Raw genomic sequence first — 17796 nt, 5'->3', positions numbered from 1 at the left:
AGGAGAGGATCACATGGCAGAGACGATCGGGTTCATCGGGCTCGGCAACATGGGCACGCCGATGGCGATCCGGCTCGCCGATGCGGGCTACGGGCTCGTGGTGTTCGACACCCGCGACGACGTCGTGGCACCGTTCGTCGCGCGCGGGGCGAAGCGGGCCGCATCGGCCGCCGATGTCGGCTCGCAGGCCGAGACGGTGCTGGTCAGCCTGCCCACGCCCGACATCGTGCAGAAGGTCGTGTCCGAGGTCGGCCAGGGCACGGCCGTGAAGACCGTGGTGGACCTTTCGACCACGGGGCCGCGGGTCGCGACGGCGATCGCGGCGGCGATGAAGGAACGTGGGATCACCTTCGTGGATAGCCCGGTGAGCGGCGGCGTCGGGGGCGCGAAGGCGGGCACGCTGGCCGTGATGGTCTCCTGCCCCCGCCAGACCTTCGAGCGGCTCGAGCCGATGCTGAAGCATATCGGGAAGGTCTTCTTCATCGGCGAGGCGCCCGGCGCGGCGCAGATGATGAAGCTCTGCAACAACCTCATGTCGGCGGCCGCCATGGCGATCTCGGCCGAGGCGATCACGGCCGGCGTGAAGGCCGGGATCGACCCGGCCGTCATGGTCGACGTGATCAACGTCTCGTCGGGCATGAACACGGCGACGACGCAGAAATTCCCGAGATCGATCCTGAACCGCCGCTTCGACTACGGCTTCGCGACCGGGCTCATGTTCAAGGATGTCCGCCTCTGCCTGGAGGAGGCCGAGAGCATGGGGCTCGATCTCGAAACGGCCAAGGCGGTGCGGTCGGTCTGGCAGAAGATGAACGACCAGTTCGGTCCCGAGAGCGACTTCACGCGCATCGTCGAGATGGTCGAGCGCCCGGCCGGCGTCACGGTCGGGAAGCCGGGCTGAGACCTTCTACTCCTTTCGTCATCCTGAGGTGCGGGCCCATCGGGTCCGGCCTTCTGGCCGGCCCGACGATAAACTCCGCGGAGCCTTGAACGACGCACAAGGGTCGTGCGTGTTTCGAGACGCCCCTGGGACGGTGCCCGGGGGCTCCTCAGCATGGCGCAAGTCGTGTTTCCGGATCATCCAACAAGCCTGAGTGAATCTTCATGCCCGAGCTCCAGCCCTACGAGATCCATGCCGTCCGCTACGGCCACAACGCGGCCGCGACCCGGAAGGAGAACTTCCTCGGGGGCGATCCGCACGACGCCCCGATGCCGCTCGACTACTTCGTCTGGGCGATACGCGGCAACGGCCGGACCTTCATCCTCGATACGGGCTTCGACGAGGCCATGGGCCGGAAGCGGAAGCGGCAGTTCCTGCGCTCGCCCGGCGAGGGGCTCAAATGCATCGGCATCGACCCGGATGCGGTCGAGGACGTGATCGTCAGCCACATGCATTACGACCATTGCGGGAATTACGGGCTGTTCCCGCGCGCCCGCTACCACATGCAGGACGCCGAGATGGCCTATTGCACCGGGCGTTGCATGTGCCATCCGACATTGCGCGTGCCGTTCGAGGTCGAGGATGTGCTCGCGATGGTGCGCAAGGTCTTCGACGGCCGCATCACCTTCCACGACGGCGACCGCGAGATCGCGCCGGGATTGAGCGTGCACCGGCTGGGAGGGCATTCCAAGGGGCTGCAGGTGGTGCGCGTATGGACGCGGCGCGGCTGGATGATGCTGGCCTCGGATGCCAGCCACTTCTATGCCAACATGGAGGAGGGCCGGCCCTTCCACCTGCTGCACAGCGTGGAGGACACGCTGGAGGGCTACCGCAGGCTGTACGAGCTCGCGAGCGAGCGCTCGAACGTGATCCCGGGCCACGACCCGCTCGTGCTCGCGCGCTATCCCGCCTCGGCACCCGGGCTCGAGGGGATCGCCGTCCGGCTCGACGCCGATCCGAGAGCCTGACCACGGTCCGAACCTCCGCGGGGCGCACGCGTTCACTCCCTCATCGACTCGAGGGAGATTCCCATGCTGCGCCTCGTCAGGAACCTCATCATCCTCCGGCAGGCCTGGCGGCTCATCCGTCGCCGTTGACCGGGCGGGTTCAGCGCCTTCGGGCTGCAGGTGCGGAGCTGGGCAGGATGCGCGACGATCAGGCCCTTCAGGTCCTGAGCACGGCGCAGGCGCCGCCGGCCGAGCGGATGCGGGTGCAGAGCGCGTTGGCCTCGGCCCTCGTCTGGGCGGGCACGCGCACCCGGTAGAACAGACCGCGGCCGCGGCTCCGCAGGCGGCTCCCGAGGATCATGGGCTGCACGTCGCCGAGAACGGAGGCGAGCCGCGCGCGGCTTCGGGCGAAGGAGGCGAGCGCGACGGACTTCGAGAAGTTGCCGGCGAGCTGCACGCCCCAGGGCGCCATGGCGCCCTCGGCCATGACGGAGATGCCGCGGAAGCCGCCGCGCTTCAGTTCGGCGGTGACGGTGAGGCAGGGGCGGTCAGGCAATCCTGCTTCCTCCTTCGGGGCGGCGCCTGCGTTGCGGTCCGCCGCCCAATCCTCGGCGGACCGGCCCGTGATGCGAACGACGTAGTCGCGCGTCTCCGCAGGCAGGCCGCCGCGCCCGGCGAGCCAGGACGAGACGCGGCTCGGGCCGCCGTTATACGCGGCGGCTGCGAGCCCCAGATTCCCGAAGGCCCGCCTGAGATCGGTCAGGAAGGAGGCCGCGGCCGGAATCGCCTGCTCGGGATCGAAAGGATCGGCGAGCCCCCGCTCCCGCGCCGTGCCGGGCATGAACTGAGCCACGCCCTGCGCGCCGGCGGGGCTCGTCACATGCGGCCGGAAGCTGCTTTCCTGCCAGATGAGGCGCGTCAGGAATCCGACCGGTAGGGCATGCCGGCCCGCGGCGCCTTCGATGAGGCGGCAGAGGCTCTGCTCCACTGCCTCCTCCTGGGCCCGAGCCGGCGCGGTCGGTCCGAACGCGACCGTCGCGGCCGCGACCGCCGCCAATCTCACCGCCCGCATGATCCACACGCCGCCTCCCTCGGACGGAGCGCCGGCTTTTCTGTGACCTGCGGGGCCGAATTGCCGGATCGCTGCTCCGACCTCCGGGCAGGCCGCAGCCGAGGATCAGGCCGAAAGCCGCCGCTTCTGATAGCGGCCGTGGCCGACGGCGGCCTCGTCCAGCCTGCCGCCGCGCAGCACGAAGCGGCCGCGCACCGTCGTGTGCACCACGCGGCCCCGGAACTCCCAGCCCTCGTAGATCGAATAGCCGGCGCTCGAGACCACGTCGCTCCGGGTCAGCGTCCAATCCGCATCGAGATCGATGAAGGCGAGATCGGCGTCGAGCCCGGGCGCGATGGAGCCTTTCCGCCCTGCCAGCCCCATGAGGCGAGCCGGATTGGTCGCCACGAGCTCGGCGATCCGGGCGAGCGGGAGTCCGCGCTTGTGGTGACCCTCGCTGAGGAGCACGGGCAGGAGCGTCTCGAGGCCCGGGCAGCCCGGCGACGCCGCCCAGATGCCGCCTGCCTTCGACGAGACGTCGCGATGGACGTGGTCGGTCGCCACCGTGTCGATCGCGCCGGAAAGCACCGCCTGCCAGAGTGCCTCGCGGTCGGAGGCTTCCCGCAGCGGCGGGTTGATCTTCCCGCGATCGCCGCCCTCCCAGCCGACGTCGTGCGTGAGATAGTGCGGACAGGTCTCAAGGTGGACCACCGAGCCCGCAGCGCGCCCCCGCAGGCCGGCCTGCAGCGCCTCGGCCGAAGAGGTGTGGACGACATAGAGCGGCGCGCCGGCCGTCCTCGCGACATAGGCCGCGCGCTGGACGGCGTCCGCCTCCACGAAGGGCGGACGGCTCGCGTTCCAGGTCGCAAGCCCGCCGCGGCCCTCCGGATCGGCGCCCTTGGCGCGGTCGCGCATGACCCAGGCGAGCTCGATGGTTTCCGGGTGTGGGCAGACCATGCCGCCATGCCGCGCGGCCGCCTCGCAGAGGCGCAGCAGGAAGCCGTCGTCGATATCGGGGAGGCCGAGGCGGGCCCCTTCCCCGCCCCGGTTGTTCATGAAGATCTTGAAGGTGGGCGCACCCCATTCGGCGACATAGGCCGGCACGCCCTCGAGCTGCTCTTCGGTCGAGACGATCGGGTGATAGCCGAAATCGACGCGTGATCCCGCCTCCGTCACGGCGATCACCTCGGGCAGGATCCCCTCGAAGGGCTCGCTCGCCATGAGGTAGCAGATGAAGGTCGTGACCCCGCCCTTCGCGGCCGCCGCGCTCTCGGCCGCCGCATCATCCGGCACGCGCGGGCGGGAAATGTCCTTCCCGTGCCCGAGATGGATATGCGCGTCGATCGCTCCGGGGAGGATGACGAGCCCGGCCGCATCGAAGCTCTCGGCCGCCTCCGCCGGCGCGCCGGGCTCCAGGACCGCCGCGATGCGGCCGTCGCGGACCCCGATGTCGCAGGCGCGGCGGCCCGCGCCCGGCAGGATGGCCTCGCCGCCCCGGATGAGAAGATCGAACCCGCTCATGCCGCGCTCCTGCCGGGCTGGGGCTGCTCGGTCCGGAGCGCCTCCTGCAACGGGCCGAGCGACAGGGCGGCGCCGATGGCGTCTACGGCCGCCTCGATCATCCGGACAGCTTCGAGCGGGAGGGTGCGGCCGGCATTCGCCCGGAACTTGCCCCGCACGTCCTCAGGGGTCGCCGGCCGGGAGGCGTTGCCGAACACGTCGTCGATCCGGACCTCGCGGATGCGCCCGTCCCGCGTCCGGCAGAAGATCTCGGCCTCGAAGGCGGCCGGGAAGTTGTCGCGGCCGAGGGGCTCCCAGCGGGTGCGGCCGGCGAGGGCCAGGACGGCCGGGCTCGCCGGCGCCTCGAAGGCGGCAAGATCGACACGACCATCGACCAGCCGTGCCGCGACCGCGACCGGCAGGCTCCAGCGCGCCGCATGGCCGGAAGGCGGGTTCTGCTTCAGCGCCCAGGGCTCGCAGATGATCGCCGCCGTCCGGGCGGGGGCGCGGCAGACCAGCTCGTCGACCTCGTCCGCGGCGACGCCATCCTCCGCGAGCCGCCCGGCCGCCTCGATGAAGGGATGGAGATAGTGGCAGCACGGGTAGAACTTGAAGGCGGCCTTCGGCAGGTGCCAGACCGTGCCGAAATCCTCCAGGAGCGACCCGAAGGCCGCCCCGCCCTTCTCGTCGCCGGCGAAGGCGCGGAAAAGGCCGTTCCGCCCCTCGATCGCGGTCTCCGGCCCGGTGAGGCCGGCGCGAGCCATCGCGGCCGCCGTGATCCCGACATGGGCGGCCCAGCCGGGATGCATCGACTTCACGGAGGAGCCGTTGGTCAGGAACTCGAACCCGCCGGAGGAGCCGCTGAGCGCGATCCCGACCGCGGCCACGGCCTCGTCCTCCGACGCGCCGGAGAGCTCCGCCGCCATCATGGCCGCAACCAGCGTCCCGCCGACGGAGGTCACCTGGAATCCGAGCGCCTGGAAGCCTGCGGCCGAGGCCAGGCCCATGCGGATGAGCGTCTCCCAGCCGAGCGCGAAGGCCTTGAGCACCGTCGCGCCCGCCGCGCCCGCGGCCTCGCCCGCGGCGAGCACCGTCGGGGCCAGCACGGCCGAGCCATGCGCGATCGAGCCCGTATGCGTGTCGTCGTATTCGAGGCTGTGGATCAGCCCGCCATTGACGAGCGCCGCCTCCGAGGCCGGCGCGCCCATCGCGGAGCCGAGCACGGTGGCCGGCCCGCCGAGCGCCACCCCGGCGGCATAGCGGGAATAGGGCCGACCCACGGAGGACGCGCGGGCGGCGAGGCCGACCCCGAGCGCGTCCAGCAGATGCAGCTTTGCCGCCTCCTCCACTTCGGCCGGAAGCGGCTGGCGGACCAGCGACCTGAACTGCCGGACGAGCCGGCGGGCGACGGGAACGGCGCTCATGCGGAATGCCCCAGTTCGCGGGCGGCGGCGAGCGCCGCGAGGCGCCCGAGCGCGATGGCGGAAAGGAGGCCGTTGCCTGAGGCATAGCCGAGCGCGCCGCTCCGACCGCTGATCCCGGCCGCCGCGCCGCCGCCCGCAAAGAGGTTCGGCACCGCGCTCCCGCCCGGCCGCAGCACGCGCCCGTCCCCGTCGACGCGGAGCCCGCCCTGGGTGTGGAACAGGCCCGGGACCACGCGGCAGATGTAGAACGGGCCGGCGAGCGGAGCGAGGCCGAAATCATGCCGCCCGAAGCGATCCGGCTCGCGACCCGAGGCGGCGCGGTTGAAGGCGGCCAGCTCCTCCGCGAGGGCCCCGCCGTCGAGATCGAGGGCGCGGGCGATCTCCTCCGGGGTCTCGCCGCGCTTCAGGCCGCCATATTTCCAGAGCTCGAGGAACTCCTCCTCGCCTGCCGCGACGTCGAAGATCTTCTGGTCGAAGACCGCGAAGGTCTTGCCGCCCCGGCCAAGCACGATTCGGGCATAGCCCGAATAGCCGAGACTCTCGTCGCCGAAACGGCGGGCATCCTCGCCGACGATGAAGCCGCCCTTCTCGATCGTCGTCCAGGAGAGGAGGCTCCCCTGCGGATAGGCGACGGCCGCGTAGCCCTGGTAGGCGGCCATGTTCGCGAAATCGGCGCCGATCTTCTCGCCCCAGAGGATCGCCTCGCCGGTCGAGCCGCGCGCGCCGAAATACTCTGCGCCGGCGATCTCCGGGCAGAACCGGCGGACGAGATCGGGATTTCCGGCGAAGCCGTTCACGGACAGGATCGTCTTGCCGGCCCTGATCTCGCTTCGGCTGCCGTCCGTCTCGACGAGTGCGCCGTGGACGGCCCCATTCTCCACGATGAGGTCGACCGCGCTGTTGCCGACAGCGATCGGGACGTCCCGCTTCTCGACTGCGGCGATCAGGTCGTCGACCAGATCCTGTCCGCGCCGGGACACGGGCGCATGCAGCCGCGGGACAGAATGGCCGATATGCTTGTAGGCCGTCACGAGCTTCAGCCTCGCGCCGACCTCGTCCACGAGCCACTCGACCGTCTCGGCCGAGACGCCTGCCAGCCGCCGGACGAGATCGAGATCGTCGGTCTCGCGGGCGATGCTCATCAGGTCGCGGACCATGCGCTCGGGATCGTCCTCGATGCCGGCCTCGCGCTGGAAGCGGCTGCCCGCAGCCGGAACGGAGCCAGTCGAAAGGGAAGAATTGCCGCCCGGGCGCTCGTGCTTCTCGATGACGGCGACGCTCGCCCCAGCATCGGAGCCCGCGATCGCCGCGGCAAGGCCGCAGCCTCCCGCCCCGATCACCAGGATGTCGACATCCGTACCCATCAGCGCCCTGCGTCCCGCATCATCTCGTCCACCGTCTCGCGCCAGCCCGCTCCCGGATCGACGCGGCCCTGCACGATCCCGGTCAGCACCCCGGCCATGGCCGGGAAGGCCCGTGCTGTGTTGTCCCGCAGCTTCGCCAGCAACGTCGCCTCGTCGAAGGGCTGGTCGGCCCCGCCGCGCGCGCTCTCGCGCAGCTCGGTGAGCGTCCCGCCATCCCTGAAGCGCCACGTCACGCGCGAGGGCCGGTCGTTCGGCGGCGGCCCGATCTCGCCGATGGGTGCGAGCCGGACCTTGCGGCGCAAGGCGGCAATCCGGCCGTCATGCAGCGCTTCCTCGCTGAACGCCGCCTGCCCGCCCGTCCCGGTGACCGCGGAGGCGGCGACCGCATGCGGCATCGAGAACTTGGCGGACAGAACGGTCGGTGGCTCGACCGCCGTGAGCGTGAGGCCACGCGGATGGGTCTCGACGAGGATCTCCTCGAGCTCCTCGACCCGCCGGCCCGCTCCGAGCCGGTCGCGAAGCGCAAGCGTCGCCTCGATCGCGCCATGGGCGTATTGGCAGCAGGCGAAGACCTTGTGGTAGCCGCCCGCGATCGACCACTCGGTCCCGAGTCCGGCCTGCAGGACGTCCGGCTCGACGCCGGTCCCGAAGGCGGTCGCGAACACGTCGTAGAAGGTCTCCGGGAGGCCCGCGACGCCGGCCTCCGCGAAATCGGCCGAGCGCAGGCCGACCCAGGCGCCCGCCGAGGTCCATGCATTGCGCACGAGCGCGCCCTCGATCGCATGCTCGTACGGGCCCGCGAAGGTCATGCTCGCCGCACCCGAGACGGCGTCCAGAAGAAGGCGCTCGTCGTGCCCCCGGATGAGGGAGACGCCCGCCGCCGCCCCGACGGTCGCGAAGGCCGCGTGCGGATGCACGGTCATCGCCGGGAACGGAAAGGCCCGCGCCATCCGGGCGGTGATCTCGTAGGCGACCGCAAGGGAGGAGAGAACCTCGCCGAGGCCAGCGCCGCGCGCTTCCGCCTCCGCAAGAAGCGCCGGCAGGATGTAGGCGCCCGCATGGCAGGGCGCGCCGCGGTAGCCTTCGTCGAGCTCACACCAGGCGGCCGCAATGCCGTTCGCGGCGGCCGCGGAAGCCCTGTCGAGCCGCGGGGTGCCGGGCGCGAAGACGCTCGCCTCCGCCGCACCGGAGCTGCGGGCGAAGACCTCCCGGCTGCGCGCGACGCCCGGCTCCGTGGCCGCGACGACCATGGCCCCGATATCGTCCGCGAGGACCAGAGCGGCGCGGTCGCGGATCTCGCGTGGAAGCGGCTGCCGAGCGGCCCCGACGGCCCAGCCCATCAGCTCGCGAGCACCCTCCGCGCTGCGGGCGCGCAACGCCTCGTCGCGTTTCGCCTTCACGTCAGAACCACTCCCAGAGGTCCGGCTTGGCGGCGAGCGTCGCGGCGTCGCCCTGGTACACGGCCCGGCCGGATTTCAGGATCAGGCAGCTTTCGACGACCTTCAGGGTCGCGGGGACGTTCTGCTCCACGATGATCAGCCCGGTCCCGAACGTCTTGTTCACGACCGCGAGCTGGCCCATCACGTTGCGCACGATGACGGGCGCGAGACCGGTCGACGGCTCGTCCAGCAGGAGCCATTTCGGCTGGGTCATCATGGCCATGCCGAGCGCGAGCATCTGCTGCTCGCCTCCCGACATCGAGCCCGCCCGCTGGCTCCGGCGCTCCTCCAGCACCGGGAAGAGGCGCATCACCTCCGTCACGAAGGAGCGGTCGAACAGGAGGCCAGAGATCGTGAGGTTCTCCTCGACCGAGAGGTTCGGAAAGACGTTGTGGCCCTGCGGCACGAAGGCGATCCCGCGGCGCACCGTCGCCGGGACCTGGCCGGGAATGATCGGCTCGCCGTTGAGCCTGACGGTGCCCGCGGACGGCGCATGCGCCCCGATGATGCAGCGGAGCAGGGTCGTCTTGCCGGCCCCGTTATGGCCGAAGATGCCCAGCCGTGCGCCATCGGCGAGGCTGGCCGAGATGTTCTCCAGGGCGGTGAGCGCCCCGTAGCCGGCCGAGACGGAGTTGATCTCGAGCATCGCTCAGGTCCCGAAATAGAGCTCGGTCAGGCGGGGATCGGCGATGAGGTCCGCCACGGGCCCGCGGGCCAGGACCTTGCCGGCGAACATGAAGACACCCTCGTCGCAGAGGTCGCGGATGAAGGCGACGTTGTGCTCGACGACGCAGACCGCGACGCCGCTCGCCGCGACGTCGCGCACGACGCGCTGCATCGTCTCGTAGGCATGTCCCTCGACGCCGGCCATCGGCTCGTCCAGGAGCAGGCAGCGCGACTCGTTCATCAGGGCGCGCGCGACGCCCACGAGCTTCTGCTGGCCGAAGGTCAGGTCGGCGGCGCGCGTCTTCGCCACGGCGGCGAGGCCCGTCCGCTCCAGCACGTCGAGCGCGCGCCGCCGCGTCTCCGCCTCGCGCCGCCGGACGCCGCCGCGATCGAAGGCGAGCCGCCAGAGCTTCTCGCCCGGATAGTGCCGCGGCCCGACCATCAGGTTGTCGAGGACGGAGAGCGAGGGGAACAGGCGGAGGTTCTGCCAGGTCCGGGAAAGGCCCCGCGCTGCGCGCCTGTGCGTCTTCAGCCGATCGATGCGCTCCCCGTCCAACGTGATCGTGCCGGCATCCGCGGGGAAGATTCCGCTCACGAGGTTGAAGAGCGAGGTCTTGCCCGCGCCGTTCGGCCCGATCAGCCCGACGACGCGTCCGGCCGACAGCGTGAGGTCGATCGCGTCGGCGACGACGATGCCGCCGAAGCGCTTGTCGAGCCCGCGGATCTCAAGGACGGCCGACATCGGGCGCCTCCCTGGACGGGCGCCAGAACTCGCCCGCTGCGACGAGGCCCTGCGGCCGCCAGAACATGAATACGAGCACGAGCCCGGTGAAGAGCAGGCCCTGCAGCGGGCCGAGGAGCGCGACCGGCAGGTCGAGGAAGGTGATGGCCTGCGGCAGGGCCTGGAGCAGGATCGCGCCGACCACCGGTCCCCACGTCGTCCTGATCCCGCCGACCACGACCATGGTCAGGATCGCGGCCGATTGCAGAAGCTCGAACTGCTCCGGCGTCACGAAGCGGAAGTAATGGGCATAGAGCGCGCCGGCGAGGCCGGCGAGGCCGGAGCCGAGAGCGAAGACCGCGACCTTCATGGCGACCGCATTGCGCCCGAGCGCCGCGAAGGCGAGCTCGTCGTCGCGCATGGCGCTCAACGCCCGGCCGTAGGGTCCATGGGCGATGGATCGCGTGAGAAGCACCGTCAGGACGGCCACTCCGACCACGAGGGCGACATAAGCCTCGCGCCCGGCGGTCTGGATGAGGAAGGGCGGGATGTTCGTGAGGCCGCCCGCACCGCCCGTGAAGGAGACGTTCTTGATCGCCTCCAGCAGGCCGAGCTGGAACCCGATGCTCGCGATCAGGAGGTAGTCTCCCGAGACGCGCAGCGACGGCAGCGCGACAGCGATCGACGCGGCCATGGCGGCGAGCGCCCCGAGGATCATCGCGACGGGAACCGGCACGCCGTGGTCGCGCGCCAGCAGCGCCGAGACATAGGCCCCGATCGCATAGAAGACCGGATGCGCGATGGAGACGAGCCCCGCATAGCCGATGATCAGGTTGAAGCTGGAGGCCAGGACCACGCCGAGCGCGATCAGGATGACGAGCGTGTAGATGTACTCCACGGATCAGCCCTCCCCGGCCGTGGCGGGCTTGGCTGCGGCGGCGCCCTCGCCGAGATCGACGCTCGCCACCTTCCGGGCGAGGCCGCGCTTGCGCTCCGGCAGCTTCACCCCGTTCGGGAAGAAGACGATCGCCAGGAACAGGAACACGTAGAGGAGAAAGCCCTGCCACTCGGAGGGTATGAACAGGACGCTGCCGTTCTGGACGACGCCGAGCACGATCGCGGTCAGCGCAGCGCCCCATACGTTGCCGATGCCGCCGATGATCGTGGCCGCGATCGCGAAGAGCATGAGCTCGATCGAGGTCGTCGCCTGGACCTGCGCGCGCGAGCCGTAGAGGAACATGCCGACCCCGATCAGCAGCCCTGCGATCAGCATCGCGTAGAGATAGATGCGGTTCTTCTCGATCCCGTAGAGCTCGGCGAGATCGGGATTGTCGGCCACCGCGATCATGAACCGGCCGGGCTGCGAGTAGCGCAGGAACACGAAGAGCAAGGCGAGCGAGCCCAGCATGGCACCCAGCGCCGGCACGTCCCAGGCGCTCACCGCGACGTTCCCGACCAGCGAGACAGGCCAGAAGAGCGACGGGAAGATCGTGGTCGGCCAGGTGCCGAATATCAGCATCGCGAGATAGGCCACGAGCTCGGATACGATCAGGGTGAAGATGAAGACGAACATCTGCGAGGCGCGGCGCCGGCGCAGGGAGCGGAAGCCGAATATCTCCAGGATCGCGGCCGCGAGCATGGCCGATCCCAGCGCGGCCAGGAAGCCGAGAACCCCAGGCTGCCCGGCCATCGAGACGACCGCATGCGCCGAGTAGAACGCGATCGTCATGACCGCAGCCTGGGCGAAGTTGAAGATCTGGTTCACCTTCAGGACCAGCGCGAAGGCGACCGCGAAGAGCACGAGGTAACTGGACGTCGCGAGCGACGTCCACAGCACCTGCGCGATTGTGTCGAAGGTCAGCATCGCTCGCCCTGAGCTGCTCGGAGCGGTGCCGGCAGAGCCGCCACCAGGGTTGGGAACAGGCTCAGTTCACGACCGCCTTCTGCGTCCATTTCCCGTCCTTCACCTCCATCAGGTAGACGGGCTTGTTGACGGTATGGTCGTCGTTGATGGTGAGTTTCCCGGTGAGCGGCAGGTCGAAGCTGCGCATGGCCAGCATCTCCTTGCGGAAATTCTCGCCGGTCATCGGCAGCTTCTTGTCGTCCATCGACTTGTACACGGCCGCCACGATGTACGGGGCGTCGTAGAGGTACTGCGTATAGGGCAGGCCGTTCGGCTCGCGCCCGACCTCCTTCTTCCAGCGCTCGACATAGGCCGCCACCGCCGGGCTGTCCGTGACGCCGGGCGCGAGCGAGGTCGCGATGACGCCCTCCGCCGCCTTGCCGAGCTGCTCGATGAGCTTCGGATTGTAGACCGCCGAATAGGAGGACACCGGCTGCGTCAGGCCGAGCTGGCGCATCTGCGCGATCACCTGCGGCGTGTCTGCGACGAGGCCCTGGATGTGGATCATGTCGGGCTGCGCCGCCCGGACCTTCAGGAGCGGGCCCGTCCAGTCGGAGGCCTTCGGATCGTAGGCCTCGTAGGCGACCACCTGCCCGCCGGCCTTGGTGAAGACGTCGCGGTAGATCTGCGCCGCGACCGTCCCGGTCTCGTTGTTGATGTAGATGACGGCCGCCTTCTTCTTGCCCATCTGCGTGGCAGCGTATCTGGCGACGGCCGTGATATCGACATCGGCGAGCGGGAAGGTCGTGTAGGTATAGTCGCCGAGCTTCGCGATGTCGGCGGAGTTCGCTCCGACCGAGAGCTGCACGACCTTGTTGTCGTTCGCGACCGGCGCGATCGCCTTCACGACGGCCGACCAGGCGCTCACGAAGGCCGGGACCTTCTCGACGGAGATGAGGCGGTTCGCGGCCTGGATGCCAGCCTGCGGGTCGGCGCGCGTGTCGAGCACGATCATCTCGAGCTTCTTGCCGTTGACGCCGCCCTTCTGGTTGATCTCCGCGACGGCCCATTCGGCGGCCTTGACCTGGTCCTGGCCGTAGGTCGCCTGCCCGCCCGAAAGCGGCATGGCCATGCCGAAGCGCAGAGCCTCCTGAGCCTGCGCGGAGGAGGCGCCGACGAGGGCGAGGGCGGCCGTGCCGGCCAGGAGCGCCGATCTGCGCGTGAACGAGCGTGTCTGCTTCATTGTCCCTCTCCGGCTGTTGACCTGTCGTTGCCTCAGGCGATCTGGCGGAGCGCCTCGAGCGCCTCGTCCGTCGACATCACGTCCGCGTATTTGGACGCCATGTCGAAGAGGTTCACCGCGTGCGAGGTGGCGCTGCGGTCGTAGACCGCATCGTGGGGCACGAGGACGCGGAAATTGTAGGCGAAGGCATCGACGACGCTGCCGCGGACGCAGCCGCTCGTCGAGCATCCGGTGACCACGAGCGAATCCGCCCCGGCATTGATCAGGTAGCTCGCCAGCGGCGTGCCGAAGAAGGCGCTCGGATGCTTCTTGGGCAGGAGGATGTCCACCTCGCGCGGCGCGATCTCCGGCGGGAATTCGTACCCCTTGGCGGCCACGTTCATGATCGCCGGGACCTTGTCCGACAGGCGGCCGCGGTCGAAGGACTGCTTGGGGGCGACGAGCGGATACATCACCGGCCAGTCCCGCTCCCGGAACAGCCCGAGAAGCTGCTGGATGCGGGCGACCGCCCGCCAGGCGACCTCGCCGCAGGAGGTCGGATATTCCTTGATCGCTTCCCAGAACGGCTTCGGCTCGGTGCCGGTCGTGCGGTACTGGACGTCGATGATGAGAAGCGCAGGCCGCTTGCCGAGGCCGGTCTGGCGCCCGAACCCGGCCGCGTTGTAGGCGCGCTGCTCCTCCTCGGAGATGATCCCCTCCCAGGGCTTCGGGGAGGCGGGCCGGGCAGGCGGGTTCATGCGCTTCTCCTCAGGCCGCGCGGTAGCGGGACTCGAGTTCGTCCCATTCGTGCTTGGCGACCGCGCGCTGGCGCTCCTCGAAGGAGGCGAGCCGGTCGGCGACCGAAGCGAGAGAGCCCCTCTCCTTCAGCGCGCCGAGCACCTCGTAGGACGCCTTCAGCGCGGCCTGCAGGGCGGCATTGGCGTAGAGCACGATGGAGAAGCCCATCTCGGCCAGCTTCTCGCGGCCGGGATCGGGCGTCCGGCCGCCGAAGACGATGTTGGCGACCTGCGGGACGGGGACCTCGCGCGCGATACGCGCGAGCTCGTCGGCCGAGACCGGCGCCTCGACGAAGGTGAGGTCGGCGCCCGCCTCCACGAAAGCCTGCGCCCGCTCGATCGCACGGTCGAGGCCCTCCACCGCACGCGCATCGGTGCGCGCGATGATCTGCAGATCGCCGTCGACCCGCGCGTCGACCGCCGCCTTGATCTTCTGGACCATCTCCTGGGCGGGGACGACCTCCTTGCCCGTGAAGTGGCCGCACTTCTTCGGAAAGACCTGATCCTCGATCTGAATGCCGGCCGCGCCGGCGCGTTCGAGCAGGCGCACCGTCCGCACCATGTTCACGGCATTGCCGAAGCCGGTATCGGCATCCACGACGATCGGGAGCGACACGGCATCGGCGATGGCGGAGGTGGTCGCGGCGAGCTCCGTCACCGTGGTGAGCCCGATATCCGGCACGCCGAGCGCCATGTTCGCGACGCCGGCCCCGGTGATGTAGGCCGCCTCGAAGCCGAGATCCTCGATGACCCGGGCGAACATGGCATTCGCCGCGCCCGGGACGGTGACGGCCTGCCGGCGCGCGACCAGCTCCTTCAACACCCGCGTGCTGCGCATCCCGACCAAGCCCTCGACCAAGCTGAGCCGCATAACATCGACTGATCTGCAAACTGTCAACAGTTTTGGTGAGAAATCCGAGGACTCCGACATTCGATGGCGCGCTACCTCAGAAAATGCCCATTTCGACGCCAGAGCGGCCCTTCTCTGGGCAGACAACTGTCGACAGATAGGGCATAAGTCTCCGCTCGCCGGGCGGCATCGCGAGACGTTGAATCATGATATCGGCGCAGGATCGACAAGCCGGGCCACGCATGAACGCCACCGCCATCGAGCCGATCGCCCTCACCTCGCTCGCCGAGGAAGCCTTCGTGAAGCTCGTCCAGGTGATCACGTCGGGCGCCTACAGCCCCGGGCAGCGCCTGTCCGAATCGGAGCTCGCCCGCCAGCTCGGGATCAGCCGCGGCCCCTTGCGCGAGGCGCTCGGGCGCCTCGAGGGCCGGCTGGTCACGCGCACGCCGCGGATCGGCATCCGGGTGATCGACTTCCGCCCGGAAGAGGTCTCGCAGCTCTTCCTCGTGCGGGAGGCGCTGGAAGGCATGGCGGCGCGCCTCGCCGCCGACAGCATGACGGCCGCCGAGATCGACAGCCTGCGCGCCATGCTGGACCAGCACGGGCGCCAGGCCGACATCTCGGCCGGCGAGGCCTATCATCAGGGGATCGGCGACGACGATTTCCACTTCGCCATCATCAAGGGCGCGCGCTGCGAGCACCTGCAGCGGCTCCTTCTCGACGAGGTCTATTACCAGTTGCGGCTGCACCGGCTGCGCGCCAGCACGCAGCCCGGGCGCGCCCAGGCCGCGTTTGGCGAGCACAAGGAGATACTCGGCGCGCTCGTGAGCCGGAACCCGGACGCGGCGGAGGGCTGCATGCGGCGCCACATCCGCAACGCGCGGCTCAACGCCTTGTCATCCCTGCAGGGGCTAGCCGAGCGGTCGGAAGCCGGGCAGCGTCGGGCCTGAGAGCATCGAGGCCAAGGGAGAGCCATGGCGGAGGAGATCGGGGCCAGCATCCGCAGGCGTCTGGACTACGTGCCGATCCACCGCCGGCCGCCGCTGCGCCTGCCGAACGACGCGCGGGTGGCGGTCTGGACGATCGTGAACGTGGAAACGTGGAGCCCGTCCGGGCCGATGCCGCGGACCGTGCTGCCGCCGCCCATGGGCCAGCCGCTGCTTCCCGACCTGCCGAACTGGGCCTGGCACGAATACGGCATGCGCGTCGGCTTCTGGCGCTTCCTGCAGACGCTCTCGTCGCGCGGGCTGAAGGCGAGCTTCGCCGTGAACGGCAGCGCCTGCGATGTCTATCGCGAGGCGTGCGAGGCCGCGCGCGATGCCGGCTGGGACTTCATGGGCCACGGCTTCGTCCAGCGGCCGATGCACAGGATCGAGGACCAGCGGGCCGCGATCGCCGACACGATCGGGGCGATCCGCGAGCTGACGGGCAGGCCGCCGCGCGGCTGGGAGAGCCCGGGCCTGACCGAGACGGACGAGACGCTCGACCTCCTGGCCGAAGCCGGCATCGAATACGTCGCGGACTGGGTGTTGGACGATCAGCCGGTTCCGCTGCGGACGCGGGCGGGCGAGATCCTGTCGGTCCCCTACACGGTCGAGATCAACGACGTCGTGATCTCGGCCGTGCAGCAGCAGCCCTCCGACGAGATTCTCCGCCGCGGCCGCGACCAGTTCGACCGGCTCCACCTCGAGGGAGCCGAGGCTCCCCGCATCATGGCGATCTCGATCCACCCGTATCTCACGGGCGTGCCGCACCGGATCAGGTACCTGGAGCAGCTTTACGATTACATCCTCGGCCACGAGGGCGTCGTGATGTGGACCGGAGCGGAGATCCTGGACTGGTACCGCTCGCAGGTCCCCGTCGAGCTACGACGCACCTGACCATCCGGCGTGACGCGTGGGACACGCTCCGACCGCGCCGACATATTCCTCGACAGCGAGCTTCCGGGTTCCTCCGAATCCTGCCGACAGGTGCTCGGGCATGAGCACCCGGGCGACAGGCTCCCACTCGGCCTCGCGCCCGCCTGCCGGACGGCCTCGCCCCGACCGCGGGCACTCGCGGTCAAGACGCCCGAGCGGTTCCCGGAGCCGCTCGGGCGTGCCCACGATCGCCGAGGGCCGCCGACCTCAGGAGGCCGACGGCGCGGGCTCACGGAGCATGCGGCCGAGCATGCGCTCCTGGGCGGCCGCGATGCGCTGCAGCTTGGATATCTCGAGCGGCTTGAGCCGCAGGATGTGGTTCGTCCAGGCGAGCGCGTAGCCGGAGAGCGGGCCGTATTTGTCGGCCGCCTGCTGATTGAAGGCGGCCAGGAGCGCGACCCGTGCGCCGTGCGAATTCAGCGTCCGGGCGGCGTAGCTGCGGATCCAGTCCTCGCCCGCTCCGGGTGCGACCACCTCGTCGACGGCTCCCTTCTCCATGAACTCCTGGGCCGAATATTCCCGGCCGGACATGAGGATCCGCTCCGCCTCAAGCGGCCCCGTGTGACGGGACAGGACGGGCACGGCCGAGATCGGGAAGTGATTGAAGTTGATCTCGGGATACGAGAACGTCGCCCCCGCCTCGGCGATCATCACGTTGCAGGCCCGGGCGGGGTCGATCCCTCCGCCGATCGCCTTCCCGCGGACATTCGCGAGCGTGATGACGGCGCCGTCGAGGCCGGTCCGGTTGAGGCGGATGACCTTCGTCGCCTGGTCGGCATAGTTCCGCAGGCCCGCCCGGTCGTTGGTACGGAGACAGTCCAGATAGAAGTCGAGATCGCCCCCGAGAGAGAAGATCGACCCGGAGGACCGGTACGCGAGGTACCGGATCGGCCGGTCGTCTTCCTGGCCCCACAGCTCCATGATCGCGTCCTGGACGCGGCCGACGCTCTCGATCAGCGGCAGCGTGAATACCGGCTTCGGCTCAGGCCGCAGCGTCAGCCACAGCGTCAGGATGTCCGGCTCGTATTCGAGACTGATCTGGGGCAACACGCCGGCCCGCGCGCTAATCTGCCCGATTACATCGGGCGCATTCGCAATAAGCGACGACGTCCT

The 17796-nt window shown here is 69.9% G+C and carries 17 protein-coding genes; 4 read left to right on the top strand and 13 right to left on the bottom strand.

Going from position 1 to position 17796, the window contains the following annotated elements:
- The first annotated feature begins 13 nt into the window (after positions 1 to 13).
- Together HJG44_RS22440 and HJG44_RS22435 are read left to right on the top strand one after the other, a co-directional pair.
- The gene (locus HJG44_RS22440) at positions 14 to 901 is read left to right on the top strand and encodes an NAD(P)-dependent oxidoreductase (RefSeq protein ID WP_171220626.1); all 888 of its coding nucleotides are present in this window, start codon (positions 14 to 16) and stop codon (positions 899 to 901) included.
- Positions 902 to 1104: 203 nt separating this feature from the next.
- Positions 1105 to 1908, top strand: a complete 804-nt coding sequence (locus HJG44_RS22435; protein ID WP_171220625.1) for an N-acyl homoserine lactonase family protein — start codon at positions 1105 to 1107, stop codon at positions 1906 to 1908.
- A 196-nt stretch (positions 1909 to 2104) separates the two neighbouring features.
- Here HJG44_RS22435 and HJG44_RS22430 read toward each other — a convergent pair whose 3' ends face one another.
- The 12 genes from HJG44_RS22430 to HJG44_RS22375 all read right to left on the bottom strand — a co-directional run bounded on the left by HJG44_RS22430 (position 2105) and on the right by HJG44_RS22375 (position 14785).
- Positions 2105 to 2959: a lytic transglycosylase domain-containing protein gene (locus tag HJG44_RS22430; protein ID WP_171220624.1), complete on the bottom strand. Its 855-nt coding sequence runs from the start codon at positions 2957 to 2959 to the stop codon at positions 2105 to 2107.
- A 105-nt stretch (positions 2960 to 3064) separates the two neighbouring features.
- Positions 3065 to 4459, bottom strand: coding sequence for a dihydroorotase (locus tag HJG44_RS22425; RefSeq protein ID WP_171220623.1), 1395 nt, complete (start codon positions 4457 to 4459; stop codon positions 3065 to 3067).
- Complete coding sequence (locus tag HJG44_RS22420) at positions 4456 to 5862, bottom strand: MmgE/PrpD family protein (protein ID WP_171220622.1); 1407 nt, start codon at positions 5860 to 5862, stop codon at positions 4456 to 4458. The genes HJG44_RS22425 and HJG44_RS22420 overlap by 4 nt, the downstream gene beginning before the upstream one ends.
- The gene (locus HJG44_RS22415; RefSeq protein WP_171220621.1) at positions 5859 to 7226 is read right to left on the bottom strand and encodes an FAD-dependent oxidoreductase; all 1368 of its coding nucleotides are present in this window, start codon (positions 7224 to 7226) and stop codon (positions 5859 to 5861) included. The genes HJG44_RS22420 and HJG44_RS22415 overlap by 4 nt, the downstream gene beginning before the upstream one ends.
- Positions 7226 to 8626, bottom strand: coding sequence for an MmgE/PrpD family protein (locus HJG44_RS22410; protein WP_171220620.1), 1401 nt, complete (start codon positions 8624 to 8626; stop codon positions 7226 to 7228). Before HJG44_RS22410 ends, HJG44_RS22415 begins: the two co-directional genes overlap by 1 nt.
- Position 8627: 1 nt before the next feature.
- Positions 8628 to 9311 (bottom strand): ABC transporter ATP-binding protein, encoded by a 684-nt coding sequence (locus tag HJG44_RS22405; RefSeq protein WP_171220619.1) that lies wholly within the window; start codon positions 9309 to 9311, stop codon positions 8628 to 8630.
- Between the two features lie 3 nt (positions 9312 to 9314).
- Complete coding sequence (locus tag HJG44_RS22400; RefSeq protein WP_171220618.1) at positions 9315 to 10073, bottom strand: ABC transporter ATP-binding protein; 759 nt, start codon at positions 10071 to 10073, stop codon at positions 9315 to 9317.
- Positions 10057 to 10950, bottom strand: a complete 894-nt coding sequence (locus HJG44_RS22395) for an ABC transporter permease subunit (protein ID WP_171220617.1) — start codon at positions 10948 to 10950, stop codon at positions 10057 to 10059. The genes HJG44_RS22400 and HJG44_RS22395 overlap by 17 nt, the downstream gene beginning before the upstream one ends.
- 3 nt (positions 10951 to 10953) lie before the next feature.
- Positions 10954 to 11916 carry a branched-chain amino acid ABC transporter permease gene (locus HJG44_RS22390; RefSeq protein WP_171220616.1) on the bottom strand — a complete coding sequence of 321 codons (963 nt, stop codon included), beginning with the start codon at positions 11914 to 11916 and terminating at the stop codon, positions 10954 to 10956.
- 61 nt (positions 11917 to 11977) lie between these two features.
- Entirely contained in the window at positions 11978 to 13138 is a 1161-nt protein-coding gene (locus HJG44_RS22385) for an ABC transporter substrate-binding protein (protein WP_171220615.1), read from the bottom strand.
- Positions 13139 to 13170: 32 nt separating this feature from the next.
- On the bottom strand, positions 13171 to 13875 hold the full coding sequence (locus HJG44_RS22380; RefSeq protein ID WP_171220614.1) for an isochorismatase family protein: 705 nt from the start codon (positions 13873 to 13875) through the stop codon (positions 13171 to 13173).
- A 10-nt stretch (positions 13876 to 13885) separates the two neighbouring features.
- Positions 13886 to 14785: an isocitrate lyase/PEP mutase family protein gene (locus HJG44_RS22375; RefSeq protein ID WP_246736428.1), complete on the bottom strand. Its 900-nt coding sequence runs from the start codon at positions 14783 to 14785 to the stop codon at positions 13886 to 13888.
- A 221-nt stretch (positions 14786 to 15006) separates the two neighbouring features.
- Here HJG44_RS22375 and HJG44_RS22370 point away from each other — a divergent pair, with 221 nt between their 5' ends.
- A complete protein-coding gene (locus HJG44_RS22370) occupies positions 15007 to 15714 on the top strand; it encodes a GntR family transcriptional regulator (protein ID WP_171220613.1) in 708 nt (235 codons plus the stop codon).
- 24 nt (positions 15715 to 15738) lie between these two features.
- Entirely contained in the window at positions 15739 to 16644 is a 906-nt protein-coding gene (locus tag HJG44_RS22365; RefSeq protein ID WP_171220612.1) for a polysaccharide deacetylase family protein, read from the top strand.
- A 246-nt stretch (positions 16645 to 16890) separates the two neighbouring features.
- Here HJG44_RS22365 and HJG44_RS22360 read toward each other — a convergent pair whose 3' ends face one another.
- Positions 16891 to 17730: a crotonase/enoyl-CoA hydratase family protein gene (locus tag HJG44_RS22360; protein WP_171220611.1), complete on the bottom strand. Its 840-nt coding sequence runs from the start codon at positions 17728 to 17730 to the stop codon at positions 16891 to 16893.
- Between the last annotated feature and the right edge of the window lie 66 nt (positions 17731 to 17796).

Origin of the sequence: Enterovirga aerilata (assembly GCF_013044135.1) — a bacterium.
GTDB classification, from domain to species: Bacteria; Pseudomonadota; Alphaproteobacteria; order Rhizobiales; family Beijerinckiaceae; genus Enterovirga; species Enterovirga aerilata.
This window is presented reverse-complemented; position numbering and strand designations above follow the sequence as displayed.